Origin of the sequence: Salinispora cortesiana, from assembly GCF_000484695.1 — a bacterium.
Taxonomy (GTDB): Bacteria; Actinomycetota; Actinomycetes; order Mycobacteriales; family Micromonosporaceae; genus Micromonospora; species Micromonospora cortesiana.
Genome location: NZ_AXVR01000011.1, coordinates 87,365 through 106,874, shown reverse-complemented (window position 1 = coordinate 106,874; position 19,510 = coordinate 87,365). Strand labels below are relative to the sequence as shown.

14 protein-coding genes are annotated in these 19,510 nt (G+C 70.5%); 3 read left to right on the top strand and 11 right to left on the bottom strand.

Annotated elements, in window-relative coordinates; all coding sequences use genetic code 11:
• Positions 1–374 precede the first annotated feature (374 nt).
• The 3 genes from K228_RS0107925 to K228_RS0107915 form a co-directional block, all read right to left on the bottom strand.
• Entirely contained in the window at positions 375–1,259 is an 885-nt protein-coding gene (locus K228_RS0107925) for an acyl-CoA thioesterase (RefSeq protein WP_025617949.1), read from the bottom strand.
• 52 nt (positions 1,260–1,311) lie between these two features.
• Entirely contained in the window at positions 1,312–2,760 is a 1,449-nt protein-coding gene (gene pyk, locus K228_RS0107920; RefSeq protein WP_025617948.1) for a pyruvate kinase, read from the bottom strand.
• Positions 2,761–3,132: 372 nt separating this feature from the next.
• Positions 3,133–3,990, bottom strand: a complete 858-nt coding sequence (locus K228_RS0107915; RefSeq protein WP_025617947.1) for a lipase family alpha/beta hydrolase — start codon at positions 3,988–3,990, stop codon at positions 3,133–3,135.
• Positions 3,991–4,253: 263 nt separating this feature from the next.
• Between K228_RS0107915 and K228_RS0107910 the strand changes: the two genes are divergently transcribed.
• From K228_RS0107910 to K228_RS0107900, 3 genes are read left to right on the top strand one after another with little or no spacing between them, the layout of a single operon-like run.
• A complete protein-coding gene (locus tag K228_RS0107910; protein ID WP_025617946.1) occupies positions 4,254–5,231 on the top strand; it encodes an ABC transporter ATP-binding protein in 978 nt (325 codons plus the stop codon).
• The gene (locus K228_RS0107905; RefSeq protein ID WP_025617945.1) at positions 5,228–6,079 is read left to right on the top strand and encodes an ABC transporter permease; all 852 of its coding nucleotides are present in this window, start codon (positions 5,228–5,230) and stop codon (positions 6,077–6,079) included. The genes K228_RS0107910 and K228_RS0107905 overlap by 4 nt, the downstream gene beginning before the upstream one ends.
• Before the next feature lie 10 nt (positions 6,080–6,089).
• On the top strand, positions 6,090–6,341 hold the full coding sequence (locus K228_RS0107900) for a helix-turn-helix transcriptional regulator (protein ID WP_025617944.1): 252 nt from the start codon (positions 6,090–6,092) through the stop codon (positions 6,339–6,341).
• 91 nt (positions 6,342–6,432) lie between these two features.
• Here K228_RS0107900 and K228_RS0107895 read toward each other — a convergent pair whose 3' ends face one another.
• The 8 genes from K228_RS0107895 to trpC form a co-directional block, all read right to left on the bottom strand.
• Entirely contained in the window at positions 6,433–7,230 is a 798-nt protein-coding gene (locus K228_RS0107895) for an SGNH/GDSL hydrolase family protein (protein ID WP_025617943.1), read from the bottom strand.
• 169 nt (positions 7,231–7,399) lie between these two features.
• Positions 7,400–8,905, bottom strand: coding sequence for a glutamate synthase subunit beta (locus tag K228_RS0107890; protein ID WP_025617942.1), 1,506 nt, complete (start codon positions 8,903–8,905; stop codon positions 7,400–7,402).
• Positions 8,898–13,619, bottom strand: coding sequence for a glutamate synthase large subunit (gene gltB, locus K228_RS0107885; protein ID WP_025617941.1), 4,722 nt, complete (start codon positions 13,617–13,619; stop codon positions 8,898–8,900). The genes K228_RS0107890 and gltB overlap by 8 nt, the downstream gene beginning before the upstream one ends.
• A gap of 197 nt (positions 13,620–13,816) precedes the next feature.
• A complete protein-coding gene (locus K228_RS0107880; protein ID WP_025617940.1) occupies positions 13,817–15,004 on the bottom strand; it encodes an FAD-dependent oxidoreductase in 1,188 nt (395 codons plus the stop codon).
• A 14-nt stretch (positions 15,005–15,018) separates the two neighbouring features.
• Positions 15,019–16,116 (bottom strand): prolipoprotein diacylglyceryl transferase, encoded by a 1,098-nt coding sequence (lgt, locus tag K228_RS0107875; RefSeq protein ID WP_025617939.1) that lies wholly within the window; start codon positions 16,114–16,116, stop codon positions 15,019–15,021.
• Between the two features lie 105 nt (positions 16,117–16,221).
• Complete coding sequence (gene trpA / locus K228_RS0107870) at positions 16,222–17,025, bottom strand: tryptophan synthase subunit alpha (RefSeq protein ID WP_025617938.1); 804 nt, start codon at positions 17,023–17,025, stop codon at positions 16,222–16,224.
• A 4-nt stretch (positions 17,026–17,029) separates the two neighbouring features.
• The gene (gene trpB / locus K228_RS0107865) at positions 17,030–18,262 is read right to left on the bottom strand and encodes a tryptophan synthase subunit beta (protein ID WP_025617937.1); all 1,233 of its coding nucleotides are present in this window, start codon (positions 18,260–18,262) and stop codon (positions 17,030–17,032) included.
• 31 nt (positions 18,263–18,293) lie between these two features.
• Complete coding sequence (trpC, locus tag K228_RS0107860) at positions 18,294–19,097, bottom strand: indole-3-glycerol phosphate synthase TrpC (RefSeq protein ID WP_025617936.1); 804 nt, start codon at positions 19,095–19,097, stop codon at positions 18,294–18,296.
• Positions 19,098–19,510: the final 413 nt, after the last annotated feature.

Here is a 19,510-nt window from a genome sequence, read left to right as displayed (position 1 = left end):
CCCACAGGGGGTCAGGCGGCAAAAGGGGTGCAAGCACCGTCCGGCGCTCAAAAGATCACAAGAAAAAGAGGGCGGCGACCGCGGGTCTCACGGGGGACGCGCACGGCGCCGGGTCCAGGTGTAACGACCGGCCGGCCACCATCATTCCCGGCGACCCGCACCCGGCGTCACCCACCTGAGCGAGGCGCCTGCTCGGCCGTACGCAGGGTGTAACACCCCCACGCCCCCCGAGATTCCACCACCACCATGCCCCCGACCACACCCCAACCGACACAAAACGGTCATCGGGCGCTGCGGGTCGTGAGCTGTTGGGGCCAGCCCTTTCCGGCGGTGAATCGGTGGAAAGGGCCAGCCCTCCCTTGATAGGTAGCGCGTCAGGCCCCAACCTTTCGCAGCAGGCCCTCCTGCACCGCGCTGGCGATCTGCCGGCCGTCCCGGGTGAACATCCGACCGGCCGCCAACCCACGCGCTCCGGATGCCGACGGGCTCCAGCAGTCGTAGAGGAACCACTCGTCGGCGCGGAACGGCCGATGGAACCAGAGGGCGTGATCGAGACTTGCGCCCACCACCCCGCCGGGTCCCCACACCTCTCCGTGCACTGAGAGCACCGAGTCCAGCAAGGTGAGGTCGGAGGCGTACGTCAGGGCACAGGCGTGCAGCAGTGGATCATCCGGGAGCTTGCCGTCGATCCGCATCCACACCCGCTGGTTCGGCTCGGCCGGACGGTCACCGGGGCGCACCCAGCCGGGCTCGCCGACGTAGCGGACGTCGATCGGCCGGGGAATCAGTGCCCAGATACCCAGCCGCTCCGGGTAGCGGGCGAGCCGGTCGGTCATCGTCGGCACCTCGTCCGGGCCGGGCACGTCCGGCGGGGAGGGCGCGTGATGGTCCAGCCCCTCCTCCTGACGTTGGAAAGACGCCGACATGAAGAAGATCGGTTTGTCGTGCTGAAGCGCCACCGACCGGCGGACGGAGAAGGAACGACCGTCGCGGACGCACTCGACCTGGTAGTCGATGGGCTCACTCGGATCGCCCGGTCGCACGAAGTAGCCGTGCAGGGAGTGCACGGAGCGCTCCGGATCAACCGTCCGCCCGGCGGCGACCAGCGCCTGGCCGGCGACCTGCCCCCCGTACACCCGCTGTGGGCCGACCTGCGGGCTCATCCCCCGGAAGGTTCGCTCGCCGGTCGGGCTGAGGTCCAGCACCTCCAGCAGTTGATCGACCGCGGCCTGACCGACCACCGCGCCAGGCTCGCTCACCGGGCCTCCAGTCGCGACCAAGGGGATCGCGGGCCCGGCTCGCTCCGAACGCTCACTGGAGCGCCCGGGCCGCAGCGAGGTCGACCAGCGACCCGAGCTGATGCACGCGCAGGGTGTTGGTCGAGCCGGGGGTTCCGGGCGGGCTACCGGCGACGATCACGACGTAGTCGCCGGGGTTGGCCCGACCGAGGCCGAGCAGCGCCTCGTCGACCTGCCGAAACATGCCGTCGGTGTGCTCAACGAAGGGCATCAGGAACGTCTGCACCCCCCAGGAGAGGGCGAGCTGGTTGCGCACCTCCGGCACCGGGGTGAACGCGAGCAGCGGCAGGTCGCAGTGCAGCCGGGAGAGTCGCCGGACGGTGTCGCCGGTCTGCGAGAACGCCACCAGGGCCTTGGCGTCGATCGCCCGGGCGATCGACGACGCGGCGATGGTGAGCGCGCCCCCGTGGGTACGCGGATCGTGCTGGAGCCGCGGCACGCCGATCGAGCCCGCCTCCGTCGTCGCCACGATCTTTGCCATGGTGCTCACGGTGAGCACCGGGTACTTTCCGACGCTGGTCTCGCCGGAGAGCATCACCGCGTCCGCGCCGTCGAGCACGGCGTTGGCCACATCGGAGGCCTCAGCCCGGGTGGGCCGGGAGTTCTCGATCATCGAGTCGAGCATCTGGGTGGCGACGATGACCGGCTTGGCGTTCTCCCGGCAGAGCTGCACCGCGCGCTTCTGGACCAGGGGCACCTGGTCCAGCGGCATCTCCACGCCGAGGTCGCCACGGGCAACCATGATCCCGTCGAAGGCCAGGACGATCGCCCCGAGCTGATCCACTGCCTCTGGTTTCTCCACCTTGGCCAGCACCGGCCGGTGCACGCCCTCCTCGGCCATGATGGCGTGAACCAACTTAATGTCGTCGGCGGAGCGGACGAAGGAGAGCGCCACCAGGTCGACACCGAGGCCGAGGGCGAACCGCAGGTCCTCGGTGTCTTTGTCCGAGAGCGCGGGGACGCTGACCGCCACGTTCGGCAGCGACACACCCTTGTTGTTGGAGACCGGTCCGCCCTCAGTGACCAGGCAACGGATGTCGTTGCCGGTGACGTCGGTGACCTCGACCACGACCCGGCCGTCGTCGATCAGCAGCCGGTCGCCGGGCTTCACCTCCTGGGGAAGCTTGCGGTAGGTGCAGGCGACCCGGTCCCGGGTGCCGAGAATGTCATCACTGGTGATCACCACCGAGTCACCGGTACGCCACTCGTGCGGGCCGTCGGCGAACCGGCCGAGCCGGATCTTGGGGCCCTGAAGATCGGCGAGAACCGCGACCGGCCTCCCCGCCGCCTCGGCCGCCTCCCGAACCAGCCGGCAGACCGCCTCATGATCGGCGTGGCTTCCGTGGCTGAAGTTGAGCCTCGCCACATCCATTCCGGCCTCAACAAGGCCACGAATACGCTCCGGTGAGGAGACGGCGGGGCCAAGTGTGCAAACAATCTTTGCGCGGCGTGTCACGCCCATCAGGCTAATCTCTCCTCCGGGCCGGTCCGCGGGCCGACCCCTGTCGCAATGCGAACACGTTCTCCGACGTTGCGCGGCTGCACGGCCGGCAGCGGATAACCGCCGGGAACGTCGTGGGGGGGCGGGCGTCGGCGACCGCGCGCCCCGAGATCGTACCGCCCGCGGTAAGTCCGTCAGAAAGGCATGGGTGAACAGCGCGGAGACATTCGACCTCGGTCGCTGGCTTTCCCGTTCCCCGCCCCACTGCGACCAGGGAAGCGCACGCCCCGGGAGAGCCGAAGCAAACTGGCACGCGTCCTGGGAGACAACCGGACGGTCCGGCACAGCCTGGTGGGGCGGTCGACGATGCCGACCGCCCCACCAGGAACGCGCCTAGACTGCCCAGCAGTTGGGGCGGATCGACTCGTCGCGCAGCGCCTGCCGAATCACCGTGTAGGTGGTCCCGTCCAGCACCAGCCCGAGGTGCCCGACCAGCCGCAGCGGACACCAGGACTGGATCAGCACGTTGCTCGCCCCGTCAGCCAGCGCGGCGTTGCCCACCGGCCGCACCAACTGGTCCTGCCACGAACGGATCGTGGTGTAGCTGACCGAGCCGGGGGTGTCGTCACCGGCGTTGAGGTCGGCCAGGAAGTCCGAGCCGATCGTCATCTGCTGACAGGCCACCACGCCGGCGCAGCTGCCGAGCCCGAGGAAGGCGATGATGTTGGCCACGTACGTCCCGTACTGCGGGCTGCCGAGGCTGACGTATCGACCGACGGCTCCGGTGCCACCGAGTCGCTTCAGGTAGTAGCGGGCCACCAATCCCCCCTCGGAGTGCCCCACCAGATCCACCCGGGCGGCACCGGTGGTGGCGCGCACCTGGTCAACATAGTCGGCGAAGGCGCGGGCCGAGGTCGGGATGTCGCCGAAGCCCAGCCCCGGCAGTTCATAGATGAAGGGGCGGAAGCCGTCGGCGTCCAGGCGGGCGGCGAGTGGCTCGTAGGCGAAGGCGAAGCCGCTCAACCCGCCAACGATGATCACGGGGTTGTCGGCTACGTCAGCCGGGCCGACTGCGTCGGAACTGCTCGCCGGGGCGTGGTGGGTGGACGTTTGCTCCGCCGTAGTACCGGCGGGTGCCGCACTGGCGGCGCCCCCCGGGACGGCGGGTGCTGCGCTGGCGGCGACGCCCGGGACGGCGACGGTGGCGCCGAGCGCGAACGCAAGCACGATGGCGGTCTTTCGAAGCAACATGGCTGCACCTCCATGAGGGTGGTGGGTGCGGTGCGTCCGATCGACCGGTGCGAACGATGATGCGGGCAGAAATTCTTATTCGTCAATGCCTGGCTACCCTCCAGTAACCTGTTGTTCCATCAACGGCACACTCCGGCCGTCCGGACAAAGACCCCATAGGGGAAAGCAACTTCGCGGAACCACCGCACCACGGCGCAGGCACAACCCCTCCAGGTGAGAGTCGCTGTACCTAGATCTGTAGTAGAGGTGCTATCTTCCAGAGTATGACTACAGTCGAATGGTCGGAGGCGGTCGAGGCCCCCCGAAATCCCGACGATCGCCTGGTCCTCGACGTTCGAGACCTACGCATGCGCTACGGCACTGTGGACGTGCTGAACGGCATCGACCTCACCGCCCAACGAGGCGAGGTGATCGCGCTGCTCGGGCCGAACGGTGCCGGCAAGACCACCACCATCGAGATCCTTGAGGGGTTCCGGCTGTCCTCAGCCGGAACGGTCCGGGTGCTCGGTGTTGATCCCGCCCGCGGCGACGAGCGGTGGCGCGCCCAGATCGGCGTGGTGCTCCAATCCTGGCGTGACCACGGCCGATGGCGGGTGCGGGACCTCCTCTCCCACCTCGGCGACTACTACGCGCCGTACGCGACCGACCAGATCCAGCGCCCGTGGCCGGTGGACGACCTGCTGGCCGCCGTCGGGCTGACCGCACATGCCAACGCTCGGGTGTCCCGGCTCTCCGGTGGACAACGGCGGCGACTCGATGTGGCGGTCGGCATCGTGGGCCGGCCAGAGCTGCTCTTCCTGGACGAGCCGACGGTCGGCCTCGACCCGGCGGCCCGACGCGAGTTCCACGAGCTCGTGCACCGCCTCGCCGACCTGGACCACACCACCATCCTGCTGACCACCCACGATCTGGCCGAAGCGGAAAAGCTCGCCGACCTGATCGTCATCCTGGCCAACGGCCGGATCATCGCCCGGGGCTCGCCGGACCAGCTCTCCCGCCGGCTGACCACCGATGCGGAGATCCGCTGGACCTGCGACGGCCAACGCCACGTACACGCCACCATGGACGCCACCGGCTTCCTGCGCGACCTGCTCCGCGACCACGGCGACGGGGTACAGGAACTGGAGGTACGCCGCGCCAACCTGGAGGACGCGTACCTGGCCCTGGTGCACGAGGAAGAAACCGGAATCCGTACCGGCCGGGCCGAACGGGTGTGGCAGCAGCAGGAGGAGAACCGATGAACCCGAAGACCACCGCCCTCCGGGCCGGCCTACGGCGCGGCGTGATCGAGTTGCGCAGCACCTTCACCAATGGCCAGGATCTATGGAACTACTTCTTCCCCACGGTGGTGCTGCTGGTCGCCGTCTTCTTCATGCGCGGGGCGACCGTGCCCGGCACCGACTTCTCCCTCGGCGCGCGGACCCTGCCCAGCGCGCTGGGCATGGGCCTGCTCTTCGGCGGGCTGCTCGGGTTGGCCCAGCACCTCGTCGTGGACCGGGAGGACGGCACCCTGCTACGGGCCAAGGCCATTCCGAACGGGATGCTCGGCTACCTGATCGGCAAGCTGGTGCTGGTCTCGTCGGTCGCGATGATCGGCCTGGTCATCCAACTGACCCCCGGGATGTTCTTCCTGGACGGGCTCCGGCTGGGCGACCCCAGCGCCTGGCTCACCCTGGCCTGGGCGGTGCCGCTCGGGCTGATAGCGACGCTCCCGCTGGGCGCGATGATCGGCTCTCTGATCGAGAACCCGCGCAACATGGGGCTGTTGGTGCTGCCGGTGATGGGCCTCATCGCCGTCTCCGGCATCTTCTACCCGATCGACGGTCTGCCCGGCTGGCTCCAGGGTGCCGCCCAGGTCTTCCCGCTCTACTGGCTAGGCTTGGGTATGCGCTCCGCGCTGCTTCCGGCTGACCTGGCGGCGGTCGAGATCGGCGGGTCCTGGCGCCATCTGGAGATGGTTGCCGTCCTCGGGGCGTGGGCGGTGCTCGGGCTCGTGCTGGCGCCGGTGCTACTGCGCCGGATGGCCCGCCGGGAGTCCGGCTCGCGCGTCGCGGCCCGACGGGAGCAGGCCATGCAGCGGGTCGGATGAGAGGGCAGCAATGAGCGAGACCGTGCACAACCGAATCGCGGTGCTGCGCGCCGAACGGGGCATCTCCCGACGGCAGCTCGCCGACGGGCTCGGTGTGCACTACCAGACCATCGGCTACCTGGAGCGGGGAGAGTTTCGACCCAGCCTACACCTGGCGCTGCGAATCGCCGCCTACTTCGAGGTGCCGGTCGAGGTGGTCTTCTCGATCGAACCGTTTCCCCGCATCGGCGACCCCGCCATCGGGAACCGTCGCCCAGCGTGAACCAGGAGCGGCGGCCAGCGCCGCCAGCGTCCGTACCTGCCCCCGCGGTCGGTCGGCAGCCCATCAGGGACTGCCGACCGCCGGACAGAGGTCAGCCGGTGACGGCGTTCAGCGCCGGCAGGTAGCCGTCGCGGTAGCCCTCGTCGTTGGGGTGGTATGCCTCGATGAGCCTGGTGACGTCGTTGATCCAGGGCTCGTCGCCGCAGACGCCGTGGCCGGCGAAGTAGGCACGAGGGTCGGCGAAGGTGGCACCGGCCGCGGCGGCGCGGCCGGCGATGATGTTAGTGAGAAGGTCGGCGGCCTCGTTGAGCTGCTGCCGCTTGGTGGCGCTCATCCCGAACAGGCCACACCAGCCGGTCTCGAAGAGGCGCGGGTAGCCGAGCACGATCAGCCGGGCGTTCGGCGCCCGGTCCCGGATCGCCGCGTAGGTGGTGTCCAGCCGGCCGGGCAGGGTGGTCTGGGCGAAGTCCCGGGCCTCGTCGACGGCCTCCGTGCAGGCCGAGGTGCTGCCGAACCGGCAGGTGAGCATCACGCTGGCGAAGCCGGCATCATTACCACCGATGGTGACTGTCACCATCGTGGTGCTGGCGCTGAGCGAGTCGACCTGGCTGTTGATGACATCGGCGGTGACCGCGCCCCCACAGGCCGGGAACTGGAAGCTGGTCACCGCATTCGCCGCAGCCCAGCGCGGGGCGTAGGACTTCTGACTGCGCAGGCAGCTAGACCCGTCGTACGGGCCGGCGCCGACGCCGGAGGAGTACGAGTCGCCCAGCGCGACGTAGTTGATGGTCGCGGCCTGCGCGGCGCTGGGGACCAGCACCGCGCCGACAACGGCGACGCAGAGGGCGACCAGGGCCGCCAGGGCACGGGCGGGCGCACGGGGTGGCATGTGGACCTCCACAGGGCCGGGGGTGGGGAGCCCAGAGACCGCGCGCGTGGCCAGGGTAGAGCTTGCTACTAGCTGGTAATACTACCGAAACAATTCACTAATGTGAATACGCCGTGCCGCTGGCCGTCCCCGGCGGCCAACGGTGGAAGCAGCCGCGCCCGCAGCCCCCTCAGCCAGCGAGCGGCCGAGCATCCGAAGCCACCGGTGCCGGCAGCGAGCCCCGCCCGTCCAGGTACGAATGGATGGCGGCAGCGGCGGCCCGGCCCTCGGCGATCGCCCACACGATCAACGACGCGCCCCGGTGCATGTCCCCGGCGACGAAGACGCCGTCCACGTCGGTCTGCCAGTCCGAACGGGCCTCCACCGCGCCCCGTTCGGTGCGGGACACCCCGAGCTGCTCAAGCAACGGCTGCGGCTCGGTGCCGTCGAAACCGATCGCCAACAGCACCAGGTCGGCCGGCAGCTCCCGCTCGCTGCCCGGCACCGGGGTGACGACCCGCCGGCCGGCGCTCTTCTCCACCGTCACCTCGGCGATCCGGACCGCCCGCACCGCCCCGCTGCCGTCGTCCACGAACTCCTGCACGGCGACGGCGAAGACCCGCTCCCCGCCCTCCTCGTGCGCCGGGTACTCGCGCAGGATCCACGGCCAAGTTGGCCACGGATCCCGTGCCTCGTCCCGCTCCCGGGACGGCTGCGGGTAGAGGTCGAGCTGGTACACCTCGGCGGCGCCCTGCCGATGCGCGACGCCGAGGCAATCCGCGCCGGTGTCGCCGCCACCGATGATGACGACGTTCCGGCCGGCCGCATCGATCGGCGTATAGTCCGGCAGCACCGCGGTGGCCGGCGGGTTGCCCCGCGCGGCGGCGACCACCCGGTTGGCCGCAACGAGATACCCCATCGCCTGGTGCACACCGCGCAGCGATCGCCCGGGGGTTGCCGGGGTGTCCCGGCTGGCCAGGGCACCGCAGGCGAGCAGCACCGCGTCGTGCTCGGCCCGCAGCTGCTCGGCGGTCACCTCGACACCGACCTCCACCCCGGTCCGGAAGCGCACCCCCTCGGCGGCGAGCTGCGCAAGCCGCCGGTCGATGTGGTGCTTCTCCAGCTTGAAGTCCGGGATGCCGTACCGCAGCAGGCCACCGAGGGCGTCGTCCCGCTCGTACACAGTGACCGCATGCCCGGCCCGGGCCAGCTGCTGCGCGGCGGCGAGCCCGGCGGGCCCGGAGCCGACCACCGCCACCGAACAACCGCTGGCGGACGGCACCGACCAGGGCCGTAGCCCACCGCGGGCCACGGCAGCGTCGGCGATCTCCACCTCAACCTGTTTGATCGTGACCGGCTGCTGGCCGCCGAGGCCGAGTACGCAGGCCGCCTCGCAGGGGGCCGGGCAGAGCCGACCGGTGAACTCCGGAAAGTTGTTGGTGGCGTGCAGCGTCTCCACTGCGGCGTCCCAGCCACCGGTGCGGACCAGGTCGTTCCAATCCGGGATGCGATTGCCCAGCGGGCAGCCATCATGGCAGAACGGAATGCCGCAGTCCATGCAGCGGGTGGCCTGCTCCCGGATCAGCTCCTCACCGGCCGGTGGGTAGACCTCCCGCCAGTCCATGATCCGCACCGGCACGGGCCGCCGGGCGGGAAGCTGCCGGTCGTACCGCAGGAAACCAAACGAATCAGGCACGAGCTACCTCCTGAACGGCCACCCGCGCGACGGGCGACACCGGCGTGGACGGTGCGGACGACGCGGGCTGCGCTGCCGGCACCGCCAGGGCGCTCATCACCGCGTCGTCCACGTCGTAGCCGGCGGCTTCGGCAGCCCGCATGATCTCCAGCACCCGGCGATAGTCCCGGGGCACCACGGCGGTGAACTCCTCCACCGCCTCCGACCAGCGCTTGAGCAAGTCCTCGGCGACCGCGGAGTCGGTCTCGGTGTAGTGCCGCTGGACCAGGTCGTAGAGGGCTGCCTGCTCCTGCTCGCTCAGGGGCGCCAGGTCCACCAACTCCGTGTTAACCCGCCGACGATCCAGCCGCCACACGAACGCGGTCCCACCGGACATCCCGGCCGCGAAGTTCCGCCCCGTCGGCCCCAACACCACGACGGTACCGCCGGTCATGTACTCGCAGCCGTGGTCGCCGACGCCCTCGACGACAGCAGCCGCCCCGGAGTTACGCACCGCGAACCGCTCCCCCGCCCGACCGCGGAGGAAGACCTCACCTGCCGTGGCCCCGTAGAGGATGGTGTTGCCGGCGATGATCTGATCCTCCGCCCGCCGACCCGGCATGGCCTCCGCGTTGACGAAGGGCGCGGCCCGATCCGGGCGGAGCACCAGCCGCCCACCGGAGAGCCCTTTGCCGACATAGTCGTTGGCGTCGCCGTGCAGGCGCAGGGTGACCCCGGACGGCAGGAACGCACCGAACGACTGCCCGACGGTGCCGTACAGGTCGAACTCGATCGTGTCGGTGGGCAAGCCGGCCCCACCGTGACGACGGACCACCTCGCCCCCGAGCATCGCGCCGACGCTGCGGTGCTCGTTGCGCACCGACACCTGCGTCCGCACCCGGGTGCCGGAGCGCAGCGCCGGCTCGGCGAGTGCGATCAGCTCGTTGTCCAACGCCAGCCCGAGACCGTGGTCCTGGGCGCGGACGCCCCGCCGAGCGGTCTCCTCGGGTAGCTCCGGCAGGCGCAGGATGGGGCTCAGGTCGATACCCGCCGCCTTCCAGTGATCAACTGCGGGGGCGACATCGAGCAACTCGGTCCGGCCGATCGCCTCGTCGATCGAGCGCAGACCCAACTCGGCGAGGTACCCACGGACCTCCTCGGCGAGGAAGAGGAAGAAGTTCTCCACGAACTCCGGCCGGCCGGTGAACCGCTCACGCAGGACCGGGTTCTGGGTGGCGATGCCGACCGGGCAGGTGTCCAGATGACAGACGCGCATCATCACGCAGCCCTCGACGATCAGCGGGGCGGTGGCGAAGCCGAACTCCTCCGCCCCGAGCAGGGCCGCGACCAGCACGTCCCGCCCGGTCTTGAGCTGGCCGTCAACCTGCACGGTGACCCGGTCCCGGAGCTTGTTGAGCAGCAGGGTCTGCTGCGCCTCGGCCAGGCCCAGCTCCCACGGGGTGCCCGCGTGCTTGAGCGAGTTCAGCGGGGACGCACCGGTGCCGCCATCGTGCCCGGAGATGAGGATGACATCGGCCTTCAGCTTCGCCACACCCGCCGCCACCGTACCCACCCCGACCTCACTGACCAGCTTGACGTGCACCCGCGCCGCCGGGTTGACGCACTTGAGGTCGTGCACGAGCTGGGCCAGGTCCTCGATGGAGTAGATGTCGTGGTGTGGTGGCGGAGAGATCAGGCCGACGCCCGGGGTGGCGTGGCGGGTCCGGGCGATCCATGGCCAGACCTTGTTGCCGGGAAGTTGACCGCCCTCGCCGGGCTTGGCACCCTGCGCCATCTTGATCTGCAGGTCATCGGCGTTCACCAGGTACTCGGTGGTGACCCCGAACCGACCGCTGGCGATCTGCTTGACCGCGGAGCGGCGGGTCGGATCGTGTAGCCGCTCGACGTCCTCACCGCCCTCGCCGGTGTTGGACTTGCCGCCGAGCCGGTTCATCGCGATCGCGAGGGTTTCGTGCGCCTCCACCGAGATCGACCCGTAGGACATGGCGCCGGTGGCGAAGCGCCGAACAATCTCGCTGGCCGGCTCGACCTCCTCGATCGGCACCGGCGGGCGCACTCCGGTACGCAGCGTGAACCGACCCCGCAGCGCACCCCCTTGGGCGGCCAACGCGTCAACCTTCGAGGTGTACGCCCGGAACACGTCGTACTGCCGGCTGCGGGTGGCGTGCTGGAGCAGGAAGACGGTCTCCGGGTTGAACAGGTGCAGCTCGCCCTCACGCCGCCACTGGTACTCGCCGCCAACATCCAGCCGGTCTGTCGTCGCCGTCCCCGGCTCCGGCCAGGCGTGGGCGTGTCGAGCGGCGACCTCAACGTGGATCCCGTCCAGGTCAACCCCGCCGATCTTACTGGGAGTGCCCCAGAAATACCGCTCGATCAGCTGGCTGTCCAGCCCAACCGCCTCGAAGACCTGGGCGCCGCAGTACGACGACACGGTCGAGATGCCCATCTTGGACATGATCTTCAGGACACCCTTGCCGAGCGCCTTGACGTAGTTGCGAACCGCGGTGCCCGGCTCGACGCCGACCAGCGCCCCAGTCGAGATCATGTCTTCCACCGACTCGAACGCCAGGTACGGGTTGACCGCCGCCGCGCCGTACCCGACCAGCACGGCCGCGTGGTGCACCTCCCGGCAGTCGCCGGACTCCACGATCAGCGAGACCTGGGTCCGGGTCTGCTCCCGAACCAGATGCTGGTGCACCGCCGCGGTGAGCAGCAACGACGGGATCGGGGCGAGGTTGGCGTTGGAGTCCCGGTCAGAGAGGACCAGGATGCGCACGCCGTCCTCGATGGCCTCGGAGACGTGCCGGCAGATCTCGGTCAGCCGCGCCCGGATGCCTGCGCCACCCTCCCGGATCCGGTACAGGCCAGAGACCCGGACCGCCTTGAATCCGGGGAGATTCCCGTCCTCGTCGATGGAGAGAATCTTCGCCAGCTCGTCATTGTCGATCACCGGATAGGGGACCACGAGCTGCCGGCAACTCGCCGGCCCCGGCTCGAGCAGGTTGCCCTCCGGCCCGATCGTGGACTGGAGACTGGTCACCAACTCCTCCCGGATGGCGTCCAGCGGCGGGTTCGTGACCTGGGCGAAGAGCTGGTGGAAGTAGTCGTAGAGCAGCCGAGGTCGGGTGGACAGCGGGGAGATCGGGGTGTCCGTTCCCATCGAGCCGATCGGCTCGGCGCCGACCCGCGCCATCGGCGCGAGGAGAATCTTCAGCTCCTCGTCGGTGTAGCCGAACGCCTGTTGCCGGCGGCGTACCGAGTCGTGGGTGTAGACGATGTGCTCCCGCGCCGGCAGGTCGGTCAGCTCGATGAGGCCGGCGTGCAGCCACTCCTCGTACGGCTGGGCCGCCGCCAGCTCGGCCTTGATCTCGTCGTCGTGCACGATCCGGCCGCCCACGGTGTCCACCAGGAACATCCGACCGGGCTGCAGGCGCCCCTTGGCGACCACGGTGGCCGGATCCAGGTCCAGCACGCCCGCCTCACTGCCGAGCACAACCAGCCCGTCGGAGGTCTGCCACCAGCGGCCGGGACGTAGGCCGTTGCGGTCCAGCACCGCCCCGACAATCTCGCCGTCGGTGAAAGCCACCGACGCCGGCCCGTCCCAGGGCTCCATCAGGCTGGCGTGGAACCGGTAGAAGGCCCGTTGCTCAGCGGGCATGTCCGGGTCGTTCTCCCAGGCCTCCGGAATCATCATCAACACCGCGTGCGGCAGGCTTCGCCCCGCCAGGTGCAGCAGCTCCAGGACCTCGTCAAAGTTGGCGGAGTCGGATGCCCCCGGCGTACAGACCGGGAATATCCGACGAATGTTGCCAGGCAGCGCCGCACCAGTTCCACGGGCGAGCATCGACTCTCTCGCCTGCATCCAGTTCCGGTTGCCACGGATGGTGTTGATCTCGCCGTTGTGGGCGATGAATCGGAACGGGTGCGCCAGGGGCCAGGACGGGAACGTGTTCGTGGAGAAGCGGGAGTGCACCAGCGCGATGGCGCTGCACATCCGCTCGTCGGTCAGCTCCGGGTAGAACTCCGGCAGCTGGTCCGGGGTGAGCATGCCCTTCCAGACCATCGTGCGGCCGGAGAGCGACGGAAAGTACGCCGGTACGCCGCGCTCCGCCGACTCCCGCTCGGCCTGCTTGCGGACGCGGTACGCCACCCGCTCCAACTCGAGCCCGGTCAACCGGGAACCAGCCGGGCCCGTCGCCGAGTCGGTGAGCCGGTGCGCGGTGACGAAGAGCTGCCGGACCCGGGGCATCGCCGCGAGCGCCGTCGCGCCCAGGCCAGCCGGATCCACCGGCACGTTCCGCCACCCAAGCAGGTCGACGCCCTCGACCAACGCGTACTTCTCCACCACCTGGCGGGCCCGGAGCTCGGCCTCGTCGTCGTCCGGCAGGAAGACCAGGCCGGTCGCGTATTCGCCGATCGGGGGCAGTGGGAAGTCCACCACCGCGCGCAGCAGCGCGTCCGGCACCTGGATCAGGATGCCCGCACCGTCACCGGTGTTCGGCTCCGCACCCCGGGCACCCCGATGGTCCAGCCGACGCAGCGCGGCGAGCCCGTTCGCCACCACCCCGTGCGACCGCCGGCCGCGCAGGTCCGCCACGAACGCCACGCCACACGCGTCTCGTTCGTACGCGGGGTCGTAGAGCCCGGCTGTGGACCCGTTCGGGTCGGAGTGCGGGACCTGCTGCGGGATGTGGTGCGGGTACGGAACGGCCACCCGGGCCTCCTGTCGTCACTCAGGCTGAATCTTGGTCGGGACGACGTCGGCCCTCAAGGGTCATTTGAGTCTACGTTAGGGGGGGCCGCACAAGGCCAGTGCAGATTGATCACACCTTCCAGAGTGTGAGAAAGATACTCATCCCTACCCCACACCGCCCTCGGCCGGCTTCCCCGCAGGTTGGCGGCCGGAGCTGGTCAGGACGGGGGATGCCACTTGTCGGCGGTCGTGCCGGCACTGCCCAGCAGCCGGGGGGTGAGGGCACCGAGGACAGCATCGCGGGCGCGGAGCGCGAGCCGACCACGGGCCTGGAGCACCGCCGACATCCGTCGGGTCTGCCGAACCGTCGCCGCCACCCGGGGCCGTCGGGTCCGGTCGTAGGCGACGACCGCGTCCGGCAGCCGGGACTCCCGGAGCAGCGCGGCCAGGGTGGCGGCGTCCTCGAAGGCGAGGCAGGCCCCCTGCCCGAGGTGCGGGGGCATGCCGTGCGCCGCGTCACCGAGCAGCACCGCCCCGCCAGGACCGGTGGGGAAGCCGTACGTGCGGGGCAGCGGACGTAGTTCGCGGATCTCCCGCTGGACCAGGTCGGCCGGGTCGGTGGCGTCGAGCAGATCGGCGATGGGTGCGGGCCAGCCGGCGTACCAGCGACGCAGGAGGGCGAGCTGGGTCTCTGGCGACTCCGGCCGGGGCGCACCGGCGGCGGTGGCCACCCAGTAGATCCCGCCGCGGCTGGAGGCCCCGGAGGAGCCCCGTTCGCCCAGCGACACGTAGATGAAGCGGTACCCGGCACCGAGGATCTCCCCGGTCGGCGGCAGGTCGGCGGGGAGATGGGGCGTCCGGTACCACGGGATCACCGCCCGCCACGCGGCCGAGCCACAACTGACCACCGCTGCCTCCGGTGCGAGTTGCGCGCGAGCCACGCTGTCGAGGCCGTCGGCGGCGACTACCAGGTCCGCCTCGTAGGTGTGCCGGCCGTCACCGACCGACGGACGGGCGCCCGGCTCCGCGCGAACCGAACGGAGGGTCACGCCGGTCCGCAGTTCAACACCGTCGCCCAGCCCGGCGATCAGCGCATCGTGCAGGTCCTCCTGGTGCACCACCACCGGGCTTCGGTCCGCCGGGACCGGGCGGGGACGCACCAGTTGGTGTCCGTCGGGTCGGCGCACCCCGCTGCTCGACAACGGTGTGGCGATCGCGTCGAGCCCGGCCCCGAGGCCGAGGGCGCGCAGGGCGCGCACTCCGTTGGGCCAGAGCACCACCGCGGTGGGTTCCGGACGGATCCGATCGGCGCGCTCGACCAGCGTGACCTGCCAGCCGGAGCGCGCCAACGCACCCGCGACCGCAAGGCCACCGACACCGGCGCCGACCACGACCGCGCTACGCATGCGGCCCTCCTCGCTCAGCTGTCGCGCTGGTCGGCGGAGCGGGCGGCATCCGCCGGCCGGTCGGTGGGCGGGTCGTCACCGGAGCGCCCGGTCTCCGGCCCCGACGGTGCCTCGCCCGTCTCCTGCCAGTGCCGGAACTGCTCCTCGCTGACCACCTGGTAGCCCTCCGGGGCTCCCGGCTGGGCACTCGCCTCACGAGCGGAGAGGTCGACCTGCGACACGTCAGACTCGGGCGCGGACGCCGACACCTCGTGAATCGGGATCAGGTATTCGCGCGGCCCGCGCACCCGCACGAAATAGATCAGCGCACCGAGAAAGACCACCGCCGCGGTCCAGACGTTCAGCCGTAGGCCGAGGATCATGTTCGCGTCGTCGGTACGGATCATCTCGATCCAGAACCGGCCGGCCGTGTAGCCCAGCACATAGAGCGCGAAGGCCCGGCCGCGGCCCAGCTTCAGCCGCCGGTCGAGGAGGAAGACGAGGGTGGCCACACCCAGGTTCCACAGCGCCTCGTAGGCGAAGGTCGGATGGTAGAGCCCGGCCTCGAGGATGGGTGTCCCGGCGTCGTCGCGCAGGGCTCGGCCCGTCTCCGGGTCCATCCGGTGGATCTCCAGGCCCCAGGGCAGGGTGGTGAGCCCGCCGTAGAGCTCATTGTTGAACCAGTTGCCGAGCCGCCCGATCGCCTGGGCCAGCGGCAGTCCCGGGGCGAGGGCGTCGGCCACCACCGCGAACGGAATACCGAGCTGACGGGCGGCATACCACGCACCGAGCGCGCCACCGGCCACGGCACCCCAGATACCGAGACCCCCCTCCCAGATGGCGAAGGCCTTGAGCGGCTCGCCACCGGTGCCGAAGTATTTCTCTGGTGAGGAGATCACGTGGTAGATCCGGGCACCGATGATGCCCGCCGGCACCGCCCACACGGCGATGTCGAGCACCGCCCCCGGCGCCACCCCGCGTTGCCGCAGCCGCCGCTCGGTGACCCAGCAGGCCACCACGATGCCGACGAGAATGCAAAGCGCGTACGCACGGATCGGCACCGGGCCCAGCTGCCACACCGCGGTGGTCGGACTGGGCAGGGCCGCCAGAGGGGTCTGCGAGGCGAGGGTCACGAGTGAACAGGCTACCGCCGATCGGCCCCGCCGTGGCACCCCGGCCCGCGCGACCGGTGGCGCTCGCCTCGGGACCGCCGGGCCGATGGGTGGCCCGGTCGGGCGTCAGGAGGCCGGGGTCCGGACGCCAGCCGCGAGTTCGGCGCTCAGCTCACGCAGGGCGGTCAGCCCCGCCGGCAGGCTCGCGGCATCGAGCAGGCAGCGGATCAGGGCACTGCCGACGATGACGCCGTCGGCGAACCCGGCCGCCGTACCGGCCTGCTCCCCGGTGCCGATCCCGAGGCCAACACCGACCGGCAGGTCGGTGACTGCCCGGACCCGGGACACCAGCACCGGAGCCGCCGCCGAAGCCTGCGTACGGGCCCCGGTGACCCCCATGATCGCGGTGGCGTAGACGAACCCCCGGCAATGCTCGACGGTCATCCGCAGCCGAGCGTCGGTGGAGGAGGGCGAGACGAGGAAGGTTCGGTCCAGCCCGTACGCGTCGGAGGCGGCCAGCCACTCCTGTGCCTCGTCGGGAATCAGGTCGGGCGTGATCAGCCCGGTGCCGCCCGCTGCGGCGAGGTCCCGGGCGAAGGCGTCAACACCGTACTGCTCGACCGGGTTCCAGTAGGTCATCGTCACCACGGGTGCGCCGGTGGCGGCGACCGCGTCAACGATGCGCAGCGTGTCGGCGACCCGTACCCCGCCGGCCAGGGCGATGTCACTGGCCCGTTGGATCACCGGACCGTCCATCACCGGGTCGGAGTACGGAATCTCCACCTCGATGACGTCCACGCCCGCTTCGACCATGGCGGTCATCGCGGCGATGCTGCCCTCGACGGTCGGGAACCCGGCGGGCATACAGCCGACCAGGACGGCCCGGCCCTCGGCCCGCGCCTGGTCGAACGCGACCCCGATGCGACTCACGCTGTCACTCCTTGTCGAGGACGCCGAAGTACTCCCCGGCGGTGTGTACGTCCTTGTCACCACGGCCGGAGAGGTTGACCACCACGACCGGCTCCCGACCCAGCTCGGCGGCGAGCTCCGGGGCGATCGAGACCGTGCCGGCCAGCGCGTGCGAGCTCTCGATCGCGGGGATGATGCCCTCGGTACGGCAGAGCAACTCGAAGGCGGCCATCGCGTCGGCGTCGGTCACCGGCCGGTACGTCGCCCGGCCGGTGTCGTGCAGCCAGGCGTGCTCCGGCCCGACGCCCGGATAGTCCAACCCCGCCGAGATCGAGTGCGACTCGACGGTCTGACCGTCGGCGTCCTGAAGCACGTAGGTCCGGGTCCCATGCAGCACGCCCGAGGAACCACCGGTAATGCTGGCCGCGTGCCGGCCGGTCGCCGGCCCGTCCCCGCCGGCTTCGAAGCCGTACAGGCGCACGCTCGGGTCGTCGACGAAGGCGTGGAAGACACCGAGCGCGTTGGAGCCGCCGCCGACGCAGGCGGTGACCGCGTCGGGCAGCGCACCGACCAGGTCAAGGCACTGCTGGCGGGCCTCGTCGCCGATGCCTCGGACGAAATCGCGGACCAGGGCGGGGAAGGGGTGCGGACCGGCCGCCGTACCGATCAGGTAGTGGGTGTTGTCGACGTTGGCGACCCAGTCCCGCATCGCCTCGTTCATCGCATCCTTGAGGGTGCGTGACCCGGTGGTGACCGGCACCACGGTGGCGCCCAACATCCGCATGCGCGCCACGTTCAGCGCCTGCCGTTGGGTGTCCACCGCACCCATGTAGACCACACACTCGAGATCGAACAAGGCGGCAGCGGTGGCGGTGGCCACCCCGTGCTGACCGGCGCCGGTCTCGGCGATGACGCGCCGCTTGCCCATCCGCTTCGTCAGCAACGCCTGGCCGAGCACATTGCGGACCTTGTGCGCCCCGGTGTGGTTGAGGTCCTCCCGCTTCAACAGCACCTGTGCACCGATCTTGGCGGAGAGACGCTGGGCGGGGTAGAGCAACGAGGGGGCGCCGGCGTAGTCGCGGAGCAGGGCGGCGAACTCGGTCTGGAACGACTCGTCCCCCATCGCGGTACGCCAGGCGCTGTCGAGCTCGTCCAGCGCGGCCACCAGGGCCTCGGGGACGAACCGGCCGCCGAACCGGCCGAAGTGACCGGCGGCGTCCGGGTATCGACCGGTCGCGGTGGGCGTGTCGACGCTCATCGCGGCTCCCTTCGTTCTGACCAGCGCGCGCTCAGCGCACCGGACGGGGTGTCGCCGGGTGGTTACCGGCGTTGACCAGCTCGGCCACCGCCTCCCGGGGGCTCTTCTGGGTGACCAGGCCCTCGCCGACCAGGACCGCGTCGGCACCGGCCGACGCGTACCGGATGAGGTCGTGGGGGCCGCGCACCCCCGACTCAGCGATCTTGACAACCCGGCTCGGCAGGCCGGGCGCGATCCGCTCGAAGACCGAACGGTCGACCTCCAGCGTACGCAGGTCGCGAGCGTTGACTCCGATCACCTGGGCGCCGGCCTCCAACGCCCGGTCCGCCTCCTCCTCGTCGTGCACCTCGACCAGGGCGGTCATGCCCAGCGACTCGATCCGCTCCAGCAGGCCGACCAACACCTTCTGCTCCAACGCCGCCACGATCAGCAGCACCAGATCGGCGCCGTGCGCCCGCGCCTCATGCACCTGGTAGCTGGAGACCACGAAGTCCTTCCGCAGCACCGGAACATCAACCGCGGCCCGGACGGCGGCGAGATCGTCCAGCGATCCGCCGAACCAGCGCCCCTCGGTGAGCACGCTGATCGCCCGGGCACCACCAGCGGCATAGTCGCTGGCGAGGTCGGACGGATCGGTAATCTCCGCCAGCCGCCCCTTGGACGGTGAGGAGCGCTTTACCTCGGCGACCACCGCCACGCCGGGCCGACGCAGGGCCGCGTACGCGTCCAGCGGTGGCGGGGCGGCGGCGGCCAGTTCTCGAATGCGCTCCAGCGGGACCTGCTCCTGCCGCCGAGCCACATCCTCACGCACTCCGGCCAAAATCTCATCCAGCACGCTGGGCTTCGCCGAACCGGCGTCACTTCCCCCCGCGTGCGCATGCTCCGCAGTCACCAACGCTCCCCTCTCCGGGCGTCATGGGCCGATGCTAGGCGGCGTACCCGACGCAGGCCGCCGGGGGTATGGCGCTTCTCACGAATCGGCTTGCGGCATAATGCCCAACCTCCAGTGAAGGCGAGCTCACACACAGCCACCACCTCCCGGTCACCGATCGAGGCCGACGATCACCGACCACAGCCATCGTGGGCATTGATGTAATGCTATCCGGCAGGGCGATCGCCGGCCGGATGCCCCGGGGCAGGGCTGTGAGCAAGCTCAAGGCCAGCGGACTCTTCCCAGGTCAGCGCCGCGGAGGCAGAGTTGACGCGGCGGACACCCCGACGAAACGTGAGTCGACGAGCATTTCCCTC

What these genes read in the sequence shown, in the direction of transcription:
- pyk (WP_025617948.1), bottom strand. Translation starts at nt 2,760, where the DNA reads ATGGGCGTGACACGCCGCGCAAAGATTGTTTGCACACTTGGCCCCGCC.
- K228_RS0107915 (WP_025617947.1), bottom strand. Translation starts at nt 3,990, where the DNA reads ATGTTGCTTCGAAAGACCGCCATCGTGCTTGCGTTCGCGCTCGGCGCC.
- K228_RS0107910 (WP_025617946.1), top strand. Translation starts at nt 4,254, where the DNA reads ATGACTACAGTCGAATGGTCGGAGGCGGTCGAGGCCCCCCGAAATCCC.
- K228_RS0107905 (WP_025617945.1), top strand. Translation starts at nt 5,228, where the DNA reads ATGAACCCGAAGACCACCGCCCTCCGGGCCGGCCTACGGCGCGGCGTG.
- K228_RS0107900 (WP_025617944.1), top strand. Translation starts at nt 6,090, where the DNA reads ATGAGCGAGACCGTGCACAACCGAATCGCGGTGCTGCGCGCCGAACGG.
- K228_RS0107895 (WP_025617943.1), bottom strand. Translation starts at nt 7,230, where the DNA reads ATGCCACCCCGTGCGCCCGCCCGTGCCCTGGCGGCCCTGGTCGCCCTC.
- K228_RS0107880 (WP_025617940.1), bottom strand. Translation starts at nt 15,004, where the DNA reads ATGCGTAGCGCGGTCGTGGTCGGCGCCGGTGTCGGTGGCCTTGCGGTC.
- trpB (WP_025617937.1), bottom strand. Translation starts at nt 18,262, where the DNA reads ATGAGCGTCGACACGCCCACCGCGACCGGTCGATACCCGGACGCCGCC.